This window comes from Burkholderia sp. 572 (assembly GCF_040545135.1).
In the GTDB taxonomy this organism is placed as follows: Bacteria; Pseudomonadota; Gammaproteobacteria; order Burkholderiales; family Burkholderiaceae; genus Burkholderia; species Burkholderia cepacia.
The window spans coordinates 183,429-196,421 of sequence record NZ_JBEPLH010000004.1 but is presented as its reverse complement, the minus strand read 5'-3'; the positions used below and the strand labels follow the sequence as shown (position 1 = coordinate 196,421).

Genomic DNA, 12,993 nt, shown 5'->3' with positions numbered 1-12,993 from the left:
GAGCAGCATCGACCCAGCAAGAGCATCCGATGACGACGTACACCTTTCGCAAGCCGAGCGCGCTGCCCGGTTTCGGCGTGACGCTAGGCATCACGGTGGCCTATTTGAGCCTCGTGGTGCTGATACCGCTCGCCGCCACGTTCCTGAAGACCGCGACGCTGTCGTGGGACCAGTTCGTCACCGCCGTCGCGTCGCCGCGCGTGCTCGCGTCGTACCGGCTGACGTTCACGTCCGCACTCGGCGGCGCGCTGATCAACGCCGTGTTCGGCTTCCTCGTCGCATGGGTGCTCGTGCGCTACACGTTCCCGTTCAAGCGCCTCGTCGATGCGATCGTCGACCTGCCGTTCGCGCTGCCGACGTCGGTTGCCGGCATCTCGCTCGCGGCTGTCTATGCGACCAACGGCTGGGTCGGCCAGTATCTCGCGCCGCTCGGCATCAAGATCGCGTTCACGCCGGCCGGCGTGCTGGTCGCGCTGACCTTCATCGGGCTGCCGTTCGTCGTGCGCACCGTGCAGCCGGTGCTCGAGGATTTCGAGCGCGAGCAGGAAGAGGCGGCCGCGTGCCTGGGCGCGTCGCGCTGGCTGACGTTCCGCCGCGTCGTGCTGCCGGCCGTGCTGCCGGCGCTCCTCACCGGGTTCGCGCTCGCGTTCGCGCGTGCGCTCGGTGAATACGGTTCGGTGATCTTCATCGCCGGCAACGTGCCGATGAAATCCGAGATCACGTCGCTGCTCATCATCACGAAGCTCGAGCAGTACGACTACGCGGGCGCGACCGCGCTGGCGGTCGTGATGCTCGTCGTGTCGTTCCTGATGCTGCTGCTGATCAACACGCTGCAGTGGTATCTGCAGCGCCGCACGAGCAAGGGTGCGAGCGGTCCCGCGCCTGCTACCGTCACCGCCGCCGCAGCAGGAGGCCAGCAATGAGCCAGGAGGCCACCGTCGTGCTGAAAACCCCGTCTTCGGCCGAGCAAGGGCGCGCCGCGAAGCGGCTCGACCCCGTCAGCGAGTCGCGCGTCGTGCGCTGGCTGCTCACGGGCATCGCGCTGGCGTTCCTTGCGTTCTTCCTCGTCGTGCCGCTCGCCGCGGTGTTCGTCGAGGCGCTGAGAAAAGGTGTCGGCTTCTATCTCGAATCGCTGGCCGATCCCGACGCGTGGTCGGCGATCAAGCTGACGCTGACCGTCGCTGTGATCGCCGTACCGCTGAACCTCGTGTTCGGCGTGTGCGCGTCGTGGGCGATCGCGAAATTCGAATTCCGCGGCAAGGCGCTGCTGACGACGCTGATCGACCTGCCGTTCTCGGTGTCGCCGGTGATCTCGGGTCTCGTGTACGTGCTGCTGTTCGGCGCGCAGGGCTGGCTCGGGCCGTGGCTGCAGGCGCACGACGTGCAGATCATCTTCGCGGTGCCGGGCATCGTGCTCGCGACGATCTTCGTCACGTTCCCGTTCGTCGCGCGCGAGCTGATTCCGCTGATGCAGGCGCAAGGCACCGACGAGGAAGAAGCCGCGCGCGTGCTCGGCGCGTCGGGCTGGCAGATCTTCCGCCGCGTGACGCTGCCGAACGTGAAGTGGGGTTTGCTGTACGGCGTGATCCTGTGCAACGCGCGTGCGATGGGCGAGTTCGGCGCGGTGTCGGTCGTATCGGGCCACATCCGCGGCGTGACCGACACGATGCCGCTGCACGTCGAGATCCTGTACAACGAGTACAACTTTGCGGCAGCGTTCGCGGTGGCGTCGGTGCTCGCGCTGCTCGCGCTCGTCACGCTCGCCCTGAAACTGATCGCCGAGCGTCATCTCGCCGCCGAACTGGCCGGCGCGAGCGACACCGTTCCCGCACACGCCGGCCCCGCCGCCGTTTCGTCGAAATCGTAAAGAGGCAACCAGAATGGGTATCACCGTCCGTAACCTTCAGAAGCGCTTCGGCGATTTCACGGCGCTCGACAACGTGTCGCTCGACTTCCCGCCCGGCGAACTGGTCGCGCTGCTCGGGCCGTCCGGCTGCGGCAAGACCACGCTGCTGCGCGTGATCGCGGGCCTCGAGCACGCGGACGCCGGCCAGGTCGTGCTGCAGGGGCTCGATGTCGCGTCGGTCGGCGCGCGCGATCGGCAGGTCGGGTTCGTGTTCCAGCACTACGCGCTGTTCCGCCACATGACCGTGTTCGAGAACGTCGCGTTCGGGCTGCGCGTGAAGCCGCGCCGCGAGCGGCCGTCGGAAAGCGCGATCCGCGACAAGGTGCACGAGTTGCTGAAGCTCGTGCAGCTCGACTGGCTCGCGCAGCGTTATCCGTCGGAACTGTCGGGCGGCCAGCGCCAGCGCATCGCGCTCGCCCGCGCGCTCGCGGTCGAGCCGAAGGTGCTGCTGCTCGACGAGCCGTTCGGCGCGCTCGACGCGAAGGTCCGCAAGGAACTGCGCGGCTGGCTGCGCCGTCTGCACGACGACCTGCACATCTCGACGATCTTCGTCACGCACGACCAGGAGGAGGCGCTGGAAGTCGCGGACCGCATCGTCGTGCTGAACCGCGGCCACGTCGAGCAGGTCGGCAGCCCGCAGGACGTCTACGATCATCCGCAGAGCGCGTTCGTCTACGAGTTCCTCGGTGCGGCCAACCGGCTGCCGGGCACGGTCGCCGGGCGCGGCTTCGTGGCCGAGGGCGCGGCTGCGCCGATCGAGGTCGATGCCGATTTCGCGGGACCGGCGAACGCGTACGTGCGGCCGCACGACCTGCAGCTCTGGCCGGCCGGTGAAGGGCACCGCGACGGCATCGCGGTGGACGTGCGCCGCGTGATTCCGCTCGGCGGTTCGGTGCGCGTGGAGCTCGAGGCGCGCGCGGGCGGCGCGCTCGAGGCGGAACTCGATCGCGACGCATGGCGTGCGCTGTCGCTGCAGGTCGGCGACGGTGCGACGGCCGTGCCGCGCGCGGTGCGTGTGTTTCCCGCGCGTTGACGCCAGAATGCAGGGCAGGGGGCGGAGCGCGCTCCGATCAGACAATCAAACAACGACAGCCTAAGAGGCATACCCATGAATTTTCAGCAATTGCGGTTCGTGCGCGAAGCGGTGCGCCAGAACATGAACCTGACGGAAGTCGCGAACGTGCTGTACACGTCGCAGTCCGGCGTGTCCAAGCAGATCAAGGATCTCGAGGATGAACTGGGCGTCGATATCTTCATCCGGCGCGGCAAGCGGCTGACGGGGCTCACGGAGCCCGGCAAGGCCGTGCACCAGCTGATCGAGCGGATGCTGCTCGATGCCGAGAACCTGCGCCGCGTCGCGCGCCAGTTCGCAGACCAGGACAGCGGCCACCTCGTCGTCGCGACGACGCACACGCAGGCGCGCTACGCGCTGCCGAAGGTGATCCGGCAGTTTACCGACGTGTTCCCGAAGGTCCATCTCGCGCTGCGCCAGGGCAGCCCGCAGCAGATCGCGCAGATGATCCTGAACGGCGAGGCCGATCTCGGCATCTCGACCGAAGCGCTCGACCGCTATCCGGACATCGTCACGTTCCCGTGCTATTCGTGGCACCACACGGTCGTCGTGCCGAAGGGCCATCCGCTCGTCGGTCGCGCGAACCTGACGCTCGAGGAAATCGCCGAGTACCCGATCATCACGTACGACCAGGACTTCACGGGCCGCTCGCACATCGACCAGGCATTCACGCAGGCGGGTGCCGTGCCCGACGTCGTGCTGACCGCGATCGATGCCGACGTGATCAAGACCTATGTCGAGCTCGGGATGGGGATCGGCGTCGTCGCGGCGATGGCCTACGATCCGCAGCGCGACACGGGGCTCGTCGCGCTCGATACGCAGCACCTGTTCGAGGCGAGCACGACGCGGGTCGGCCTGCGCAAGGGCGCATTCCTGCGTGCGTATGCGTACCGGCTGATCGAGATGTTCGCGCCGCACCTGAACGAAGCGGAAATCGCGGGGCTGTTGCGCGAAGCCGTTTGACGACAGTACGTCCTGCGCCGTCCGCGCGATCACCGCGGATGGCGCGACGTCCCGTCATGCATCAGGCGGCGGCAGGCGATCTGCCGCCGCCTGGTTGTTCGACCCAGACTCACCGAATCACCGGCCGCAATTGCGGTTTCCCGCCGATTCATCCCCGCACCCGGCGCACGACATGCGCTCGCCTGCCAGCGAGAAATCAAGACGGCACGTTCGAGCGCCTCGCATCGGGCCTTGCCATCCTGCATACCGGCCGCCCCGTTTCTCCTTGTCTGTGATTCAATGCGCGTGAATACCGGCTGACGGGTGTTGCCGCGACTCTCCGGCACCATCCCGACTGGCCGGCCCGCTTCAACGACACCCTGCGCGACGCCGGAACGAAGCGTGGGGCACATGGCCGACAGCCCGTTCGCATTCGCAACACAACGCACGCGGATTGCCCGTTCGGACACATTCGGCAGCATGGCGCACAGCACGCAACACGCGTGACGACGAGGTAAACAATGAACCTGAAATGGTTTCTCTTTTCCTTCGAAGGCCGGATCGGACGCCTGCCGTGGTGGATCTACGCACTGGTTTCCGCGTTGCTCAGCGTGTTTTTCGATGCGGATTCGCACCGCTCGCCGGATGACGATCTGCCGTTGCTGGCGATGCTGGTGCTCATCGTGGTCGCCGTCGTCGCGGCGTGGTCGTCGATTGCGGTCGGTGTGAAGCGGCTGCACGACATCGACAAGTCGGGATGGTGGATGCTGTTGGTGTTCGTGCCGATCGTCGGCGCGCTCGCGTTGTTCGTGATGAACGGCTTCATCGCCGGCACGCCGCATGCGAACCGCTTCGGCGAGCCGCCGTCAGCCGATGAAGACGAGCCGGCGCCGCGGGATCCGGCGTGACACGCGCTCCGAATAAACCCTTAAATATTGATCAGACAGGTTGCGCGCCGACGCGAATCGGTACAGCATAGCCTTCACTCCGCCGGCTTCCCGCCGGCGGCGGCGCGTAAACAACAGCACGCGTCAGGCAGTCGGCCGTCTGCCTCGCTTCCATTCCGTGGTACCGACAGCAGCATCGATGGCCATTGCCTGGGTAGTGTGGCGCAAACGTTTGCTCACATTAAAACAACAGTCAAACAATAGTCCGGTCCTTGGGGCCGGTCGCCAGGAGATGTGTATGAATGTCCTCTTTCGCCGTCGCTTCCTGACCGCCGCGCTCGCCGCCGTCGCGGTTGCCGCCGCACCGGCCGTCCATGCGCAATCATCGGCCAAGCCGAAGGTCGCGCTCGTGATGAAGTCGCTCGCCAACGAGTTCTTCCTGACGATGGAAACGGGCGCGAAGGAATACCAGAAGCACAACGCGAACCAGTTCGACCTGATCACCAACGGCATCAAGGACGAGACCGACACCGCGAACCAGATCCGCATCGTCGAGCAGATGATCGTGTCGAAGGTCGACGCGATCGTGCTCGCGCCGGCCGATTCGAAGGCGCTCGTGCCGGTCGTGAAGAAGGCGGTCGACGCCGGCATCATCGTCGTGAACATCGACAACCGGCTCGATCCCGACGTGCTCAAATCGAAGAACCTGAACGTACCGTTCGTCGGCCCGGACAACCGCAAGGGCGCGCGCAAGATCGGCGATTACCTCGCGAAGCGGCTGAAGGCGGGCGACCAGGTCGGCATCGTCGAGGGCGTGTCGACGACGACCAATGCGCAGCAGCGCACGGCCGGCTTCGAGGATGCGATGAAGGCGGGCGGGATGAAGGTCGTATCGGTGCAGTCCGGTGAATGGGAGATCGACAAGGGCAATGCGGTCGCGGCCGCGATGCTCAACGAATACCCGAACCTGAAGGCGCTGCTGTGCGGCAACGACAACATGGCGATCGGCGCCGTGTCGGCCGTGCGCGCGGCCGGCAAGCAGGGCAAGGTGTTCGTGGTCGGCTACGACAACATCAACGCGATCAAGCCGATGCTGAAGGACGGCCGCGTGCTCGCGACGGCCGATCAGTACGCGGCGAAGCAGGCCGTGTTCGGCATCGACACGGCGCTCAAGGCGATCTCCGAGCATCGCAAGCAGGCCGACATGTCGGGCGTGGTCGAGACGCCGGTGGATCTCGTGACGAAGTGACGCAACCCCGATACGGCCGCCGCCCTCAAGAATCGGGCGCGGCGGCCGTTATCAGGGGTGAGCGCGATCACGGCCACTGCATGCACATGCACTTGTGAGCGTCATACCCGCGCGCCGCGTGCGCGCGGCCGCAATCAGGATCGCGATGGACCCGACTTCCCAACCCTCCCGCGCAGCCGCTCCCGTGCTGTCCGTATCCGGCATCGGCAAGACCTATGCCGAACCCGTGCTCGCCGAGGTCACGCTGACGCTCGACGCGGGCCACGCGCTTGCGTTGACGGGCGAGAACGGCGCCGGCAAGAGCACGCTGTCGAAGATCATCGGCGGGCTCGTCGAGCCGACCGCCGGCACGATGCAGCTGGGCGGCCAGCCCTATGCGCCGGCGAGCCGGACGCAGGCCGAGGCGCTCGGCGTGCGCATGGTGATGCAGGAGCTGAACCTGCTGCCGACCCTGACGGTCGCCGAAAACCTGTTCCTGAACCGCCTGCCGCGGCGCTTCGGGATCATCGATCGTGCGCGGTTGCGCGACGACGCGCGGGCCGCGATGGCCCAGGTCGGGCTTGACACGGTCGATCCCGATACGCCGGTGGGCGCGCTCGGCATCGGCCATCAGCAGATGGTCGAGATCGCGCGCAACCTGATCGGCGACTGCCGCGTGCTGATTCTCGACGAACCGACCGCGATGCTGACCGCGCGTGAAGTCGAGCTGCTGTTCGAGCAGATCGACCGGCTGAAGGCACGCGGGGTCGCGATCATCTACATCTCGCATCGGCTCGAGGAGCTCGCGCGTGTCGCCGAGCGGGTCGCGGTACTGCGCGACGGCCGGCTCGTCCATGCGGGCGACATGGCGGCGACGACGTCCGACGGGCTCGTCACGCTGATGGTCGGGCGCGAGATCGGCGAGCACATCGATCTCGGCGAGCGCCGTATCGGCGCACCGCGGCTCGTCGTGTCGGGCCTCGCCCGCGGGACGGCGGTGCGCGACGTGTCGCTCGAGGTGCGCGCGGGCGAGATCTTCGGGATCTCGGGGCTGATCGGCGCGGGACGTACCGAACTGCTGCGGCTGATCTACGGCGCGGATGCGCCGGATGCGGGAACGATCGCGATCGGCCAGCCGCCGAAGCCGGTGCGGATCGGCTCGCCCGTGGAGGCGGTGAAGCACGGCATCGCGCTGATCACCGAGGATCGCAAGGGCGAAGGGTTGCTGCTCACGCAGTCGATCACCGCGAACGTGTCGCTCGGCCAGCTCGACCGGCTGGCGCGCGGCGGCATCGTCGACAGCGCGCGTGAAACGGCGCTCGCCGAGCAGCAGATCGACGCGCTGCGAATCCGCACGCACGGTGCGGCGCAGGCGGTCGGCGAGCTGTCGGGCGGTAATCAGCAGAAGGTCGTGATCGGCCGCTGGCTCGCGCGCGACATGGGCGTGCTGCTGTTCGACGAGCCGACGCGCGGGATCGACGTCGGCGCGAAGTTCGAGATCTACACTTTGATGGGCGCGCTCGCGCGCGAAGGCCGCGCGCTCGTCGTCGTGTCGAGCGACCTGCGTGAGCTGATGCTGATCTGCGACCGGATCGGCGTGATGTCGGCCGGGCGCGTGACCGCCGTGTTCGAGCGCGGCAACTGGACCCAGGATGCACTGCTGGCCGCGGCGTTCGCCGGCTTCGGCCGCGAGACGCCGCCGGACGGCGCACGGCATCCGGACGCGGGGCAGGCGCAAGGCGCCGCTCCGGGCACTTCGACGACAGGACGACAGCAATGACCCAGCCTCCCGTATCCCCGACCGACGCAGGCGCGCAGCAGGACGTGACGGGGCGCCGCGCGCGCACGCTGTCCGGCACGCGGCTCGGCCTGTCGAACTATCTCGGGCTCGCCGGCGCGCTTGCCGCGATGATCGTGCTGTTTTCGACGCTGAGCTCGCATTTCCTGACCTACGATACGTTCAGCACGATCGCGAACCAGATTCCCGATCTCGTCGTGATGTCGGTCGGGATGACCTTCGTGCTGATCATCGCCGGGATCGACCTGTCGGTCGGCTCGGTGCTCGCGCTCGCCGCGTCGATGGTCAGCGTCGCCGCGCTGAAATGGCAGTGGGGGCCGCTGCCGGCCGCGCTGATCGGCATCGCGGTCGCGACCGTCACGGGCGCGCTGACGGGCGCGGTCACGGTCGGCTGGCGGATTCCGTCGTTCATCGTGTCGCTCGGCGTGCTGGAGGCCGCACGCGGCCTCGCGTACCAGCTGACGAATTCGCGCACCGCCTATATCGGCGACGCGTTCGATTTCCTGTCGAACCCGATCGCGCTCGGCATCTCGCCGGCGTTCCTGATCGCGGTCGCGGTGATGATCGCGGCCCAGTTCGTGCTGACGCGCACCGTGTTCGGACGCTATCTCGTCGGGATCGGCACGAACGAAGAAGCCGTCCGACTTGCCGGGGTTAACCCGAGGCCGTATAAAATTCTCGTATTCGCGCTGATGGGCGCGCTCGCGGGGCTCGCGTCGCTGTTCCAGATTTCGCGGCTCGAGGCGGCCGACCCGAACGCGGGCGTCGGCCTCGAACTGCAGGTGATCGCGGCCGTCGTGATCGGCGGCACGAGCCTGATGGGCGGGCGCGGCTCGGTGATCAGCACGTTCTTCGGCGTGTTGATCATCTCGGTGCTGGCCGCGGGGCTGGCGCAGATCGGCGCGAACGAGCCGACGAAACGGATCATCACCGGCGCGGTGATCGTGGTGGCAGTCGTGCTCGATACGTATCGCAGCCGGCGCACGCGCGTGCGGTAGAAAGACAGACAGAACAGACCAGAGAGAAACGGGAAATGGCGACGATCAAGGATGTGGCAGCCATGGCGGGCGTGTCGTTTACGACCGTCTCGCACGTGGTGAACAACTCGCGGCCGGTGTCTGCGGATGTGCGTGCGAAGGTCGAGGGCGCAATCCGCGAGCTGAATTACGTGCCGTCGGCCGTGGCGCGCTCGCTGAAGGCGCGTGCGACGGCGACCATCGGCCTCGTCGTGCCGAACAGCACGAATCCGTATTTCGCGGAACTTGCGCGCGGCATCGAGGATCAGTGCGCGGCCAATGGCTATTGCGTGTTCTTCTGCAACTCGGACGACGATCCCGTGAAGCAGCGCAACTACCTGCGCGTGCTGCAGGAAAAGCGCATCGACGGGCTGATCGTCGCGTCGGCGGGCGAGGATGCGGTGCTCGCGCAGACGCTTGCGGACATCCATGCGCCGCTCGTCGTCGTCGATCGCAACATCGAGGGGCTCGCGGCCGACCTCGTGCAGATCGACCACGAGCGCGGCGCGTACCTGGCGACGCGCCACCTGCTCGAGCTCGGGCACGCGAAGATCGGCTGCATCACGGGGCCGACCGACACGGCGGTCAGCGCGATGCGCGTGCACGGTTTCATCCGTGCGATGGCCGAGCGCGGTGTCGACATCGTGCCGGGCGCGATCGCGGAAAGCGACTTCTCGTGCCTCGGCGGTTATCACGCGGCGTCGCGGCTGTTCGAATCGGTGCGGCCGAGCGCGATCTTCGCGGGCAACGACCTGATGGGCGTCGGCGCGCTGCGTGCGGCGGCCGAGCGCGGCATGCGCGTGCCCGACGACTGTTCGATCATCGGATTCGACGACATCGAATTCTCCCGCTACACCTATCCGGCGCTGTCGACGGTCGGCCAGTCGGTGCGCGCGCTCGGCGAAATGGCGGCGCAGACCCTGATCGAGCGGATCGGCGGCGGCTCGTCGGCCGTGCCGAGCCGCCGTCGCGTCGTGTCGCCGCGTCTCGTGCTGCGTGAATCGACGGCGATCTACCGCGAGCCGCCGGCTTCCGGCGGTCGCGCATGACGGCGCCCGCAGCGGGCGCCGGCCGCGTAACGGTGGTCGGCAGTCTCAACATGGATCTCGTCGTGCGTGCGCCGCGCCTGCCGCTGCCCGGTGAAACGCTCGCCGGTCATGCGTTCGCGCAGGCGGCGGGCGGCAAGGGCGGCAACCAGGCCGTCGCTGCCGCGCGGCTCGGCGCGCAGGTCGCGATGATCGGCTGCGTCGGCGCGGATGCGCACGGCGCGGCACTGCGTGCGGGCCTCGAAGCCGAGGGGATCGACTGCGCGGGGCTCGCGACGAGCGCGTCGGCGTCGACCGGCGTCGCGCTGATCGTCGTCGACGATGCGAGCCAGAACGCGATCGTGATCGTCGCGGGCGGCAATGGCGAGGTCACGACCGATACGGTCGCGCGGCACGAGGCCGCGCTGGCGTCGGCCGACGTCGTGATCTGTCAGCTCGAGACGCCGCCGGATGCGGTGTTCGCGGCGCTGTCGGCCGGACGTCGGCTCGGCCGCACGGTGGTGCTCAATCCGGCCCCGGCCGTCGCGCCGCTGCCGGACGGCTGGCTGCCGCTCGTCGATTACCTGATCCCGAACGAGGTCGAGGCGGCCGCGTTGACCGCGCTGCCGGTGCGCGACCCGGCGGAGGCGGAAGCCGCCGCCCGCGCGCTGCAGGCTGGCGGCGCGCGCAACGTGCTGGTCACGCTGGGGGCGCGCGGCGTGCTTGCGCTGACGGCCGACGGCGCCGCGCGGCATTATCCGGCGCCGGCCGTGCAGGCCGTCGACACGACGGCGGCCGGCGATACCTTCATCGGCGGCTTTTCCGCGCGGCTCGCGGCCGGGGCGGACGTCGACACCGCGATCCGTTTCGCGCAACGCGCGGCGGCACTGTCGGTCACGCGGGCGGGCGCGCAACCGTCGATTCCCACGCTTGCCGAACTGGCCGGATAGGGCCTGATCACGCATCGCAGCCGGTTCGTCGCAAACGACGGCCGGCCGCGTATCCGCGATGCGCGCCGGCGACGGAGGGCCTTCCATCGATGTGCGCTCTAGTGCACGGCGATGCACGCATTTTCGTTCAGCTATTTGTAATAAACAGACGAATAATTCGAAAAAATAGCGGAAACGCCATCAAGTTGTGCGATGCATGGTCGTAAATGCATCAGGTGAAGCAATGCTTCGAAGCGACGGGTCCGTCCCGTCCATCACGACGCAACACAGGAAGGATGATGGCGTTCAAAAACCTGACGATTCGTGCGCGCATCGGTTTCACGATGGCGTTTCTGGCGGTGCTCCTCGGTGTGATCGGTGGGCTCGGCGTGTATGGAATGACGCGCGCGAACGGCACGACGCGCGAGATCTTCAAGAATCAGATGCCAAGCGCGGTCGATGTCTCGCTTGCCGAGATCTATTCGGCGCGCGAACGCCTAGCCCTCGACCGGGCGGCGCTCCTGGCCGGTACGCCCGATGCGGCGGCTGCCATCGAGCGAAGCCGCGGGATGCGCGCGCAGTCGGACACCTGGTGGCAAAAGTATCTCGCGTTGCCGCGCGGCCCGGAGGAGGATCGCATCGCACAGGACGTCGCCGCGAAGCGGCAGGCGTTGCAGCACGAGTGCGACGCGTTCGCGAGCGTGCTCGGGGCGAATCAGGCCGACCGCATCGGCGACGGCGCCAAGCAGCTCCAGGCGCGCTACACCGACCTCTCGACGGCGAGCGAGGCGTTGCGCAACTACCAGTTCAGTGACGCGCAAGCCAACTTCGATCATGCGGAATCGGTGTACGAGACGCTGCGTGTGCTGGCGATCGTCGCGCTGGTGGCCGGCTTCGCTGCCGCGGTGGTGTCGTGGCTGACGCTGAGCCGCGCGATCGGCCGCCCGATTGCCGACGCGCTCGCGCATTTCGACGCGATTGCCGCCGGCGACCTGCGCCGGCCGATCGTCGTGGACCGGCGTGACGAGATGGGCCAGCTTCTCGAGGGCCTCGGCAAGATGCAGCGCGGGCTCGTCGAGACGGTGCGCACCGTGCGCGGCGGCAGCGAGTCGATCGCGACCGCGGCGCGCCAGATTGCGGCCGGCAACATCGACCTGTCGTCGCGCACCGAGGAGCAGGCCGCGGCGCTGCAGGAAACCGCGTCGAGCATGGAGCAGCTGACCGGCACCGTGAAGCAGAACGCAGACAATGCACGCCAAGCGAGTTCGCTGGCCGCGAATGCGTCGGAGATTGCAAACAAGGGCAATACGGTGGTCGGCCAGGTGGTCGGCACGATGGGCGAGATCAACGACAGCTCGGCGAAGATCGCGGACATCATCGCGATCATCGAGGGAATCGCGTTCCAGACCAACATTCTTGCGCTGAATGCAGCGGTGGAAGCCGCGCGGGCCGGCGAGGAAGGCCGCGGTTTCGCGGTCGTCGCGGGCGAGGTGCGCAGCCTGGCCCAGCGTTCGTCGGCCGCGGCCAAGGAGATCAAGGTGCTGATCGACGCGTCGGTGGAGCGCATCCGGTCGGGTTCCACGCTGGTCGACGAGGCAGGGCGCACGATGAGCGACGTGATCGGCGCGGTGCAGCGCGTGACGGACATCATGGGCGAGATCGCGGCGGCATCCGAGGAGCAGAGCGGCGGGATCGACCAGGTGGCGCGCGCGGTCGCGCAGATGGACGAGGTCACGCAGCAGAACGCGGCGCTCGTCGAGGAAGCCGCGGCCGCCGCGCAGTCGCTCGACGAACAGGCCGGGCGCCTGCGTGAAACGGCAGCGGTATTCCAGCTCGCCGACGACACGTCGCGGCCGGGTGCCGCGGCACCGGTTGCGGTGCGTCACGCGCCGCGTGCGCCTTCCGCGGCGGTTGCCGCGCCTGTCGCTGCTGCGCGCGACGATCGCGATGCCCCGCCGAAACGCGCGGCTGCGGCGGCACCGGTGCGCAAGCCCGTCGCGGCCGCCGCTGCGCCCGCGCAGGCGGCCGCTACCGGTGGCACGGACGACTGGGAAACCTTCTGATTCGCGCGTGCCGCGCATCTATCCCCATTTGGTAGCGAACGACGCCCGCAACATGCGGGCGTCGTTGTTTCTGCGGCGGAGAAATGTGACAGTCGACGTACATGAACGACGATCGTGCAGGGTTGCG

Annotated in this window: 12 protein-coding genes; 11 read left to right on the top strand and 1 reads right to left on the bottom strand. The window is 67.9% G+C overall.

Annotated features, from left to right (window positions below):
- Positions 1–29: 29 nt before the first annotated feature.
- The 4 genes from cysT to ABIC51_RS09370 all read left to right on the top strand — a co-directional run bounded on the left by cysT (position 30) and on the right by ABIC51_RS09370 (position 3,941).
- On the top strand, positions 30–923 hold the full coding sequence (gene cysT, locus ABIC51_RS09385; RefSeq protein ID WP_027787480.1) for a sulfate ABC transporter permease subunit CysT: 894 nt from the start codon (positions 30–32) through the stop codon (positions 921–923).
- Entirely contained in the window at positions 920–1,867 is a 948-nt protein-coding gene (cysW, locus tag ABIC51_RS09380) for a sulfate ABC transporter permease subunit CysW (protein ID WP_027787479.1), read from the top strand. The genes cysT and cysW overlap by 4 nt, the downstream gene beginning before the upstream one ends.
- Before the next feature lie 13 nt (positions 1,868–1,880).
- Positions 1,881–2,939 carry a sulfate/molybdate ABC transporter ATP-binding protein gene (locus ABIC51_RS09375; RefSeq protein ID WP_027787478.1) on the top strand — a complete coding sequence of 353 codons (1,059 nt, stop codon included), beginning with the start codon at positions 1,881–1,883 and terminating at the stop codon, positions 2,937–2,939.
- Positions 2,940–3,014: 75 nt separating this feature from the next.
- Positions 3,015–3,941 (top strand): CysB family HTH-type transcriptional regulator, encoded by a 927-nt coding sequence (locus ABIC51_RS09370; RefSeq protein WP_006476072.1) that lies wholly within the window; start codon positions 3,015–3,017, stop codon positions 3,939–3,941.
- A 29-nt stretch (positions 3,942–3,970) separates the two neighbouring features.
- On the opposite strand, the gene ABIC51_RS09365 is transcribed toward ABIC51_RS09370, so the two are convergent.
- On the bottom strand, positions 3,971–4,402 hold the full coding sequence (locus ABIC51_RS09365) for a hypothetical protein (RefSeq protein ID WP_175899856.1): 432 nt from the start codon (positions 4,400–4,402) through the stop codon (positions 3,971–3,973).
- Between the two features lie 39 nt (positions 4,403–4,441).
- On the opposite strand from ABIC51_RS09365, the gene ABIC51_RS09360 reads away from it, so the two are divergent.
- The 7 genes from ABIC51_RS09360 (at position 4,442) to ABIC51_RS09330 (ending at position 12,866) form a co-directional block, all read left to right on the top strand.
- On the top strand, positions 4,442–4,828 hold the full coding sequence (locus tag ABIC51_RS09360) for a DUF805 domain-containing protein (RefSeq protein WP_049098223.1): 387 nt from the start codon (positions 4,442–4,444) through the stop codon (positions 4,826–4,828).
- Between the two features lie 277 nt (positions 4,829–5,105).
- The gene (locus tag ABIC51_RS09355) at positions 5,106–6,056 is read left to right on the top strand and encodes a sugar ABC transporter substrate-binding protein (protein ID WP_027787477.1); all 951 of its coding nucleotides are present in this window, start codon (positions 5,106–5,108) and stop codon (positions 6,054–6,056) included.
- Between the two features lie 145 nt (positions 6,057–6,201).
- Positions 6,202–7,815: a sugar ABC transporter ATP-binding protein gene (locus tag ABIC51_RS09350; protein WP_146254049.1), complete on the top strand. Its 1,614-nt coding sequence runs from the start codon at positions 6,202–6,204 to the stop codon at positions 7,813–7,815.
- Positions 7,812–8,831 carry an ABC transporter permease gene (locus tag ABIC51_RS09345; RefSeq protein WP_027787475.1) on the top strand — a complete coding sequence of 340 codons (1,020 nt, stop codon included), beginning with the start codon at positions 7,812–7,814 and terminating at the stop codon, positions 8,829–8,831. Before ABIC51_RS09350 ends, ABIC51_RS09345 begins: the two co-directional genes overlap by 4 nt.
- A 35-nt stretch (positions 8,832–8,866) precedes the next feature.
- Positions 8,867–9,898 (top strand): LacI family DNA-binding transcriptional regulator, encoded by a 1,032-nt coding sequence (locus ABIC51_RS09340; protein WP_027787474.1) that lies wholly within the window; start codon positions 8,867–8,869, stop codon positions 9,896–9,898.
- The gene (gene rbsK, locus ABIC51_RS09335; protein ID WP_021157020.1) at positions 9,895–10,824 is read left to right on the top strand and encodes a ribokinase; all 930 of its coding nucleotides are present in this window, start codon (positions 9,895–9,897) and stop codon (positions 10,822–10,824) included. Before ABIC51_RS09340 ends, rbsK begins: the two co-directional genes overlap by 4 nt.
- Before the next feature lie 278 nt (positions 10,825–11,102).
- Positions 11,103–12,866 (top strand): methyl-accepting chemotaxis protein, encoded by a 1,764-nt coding sequence (locus tag ABIC51_RS09330; RefSeq protein WP_175899853.1) that lies wholly within the window; start codon positions 11,103–11,105, stop codon positions 12,864–12,866.
- Positions 12,867–12,993: the final 127 nt, after the last annotated feature.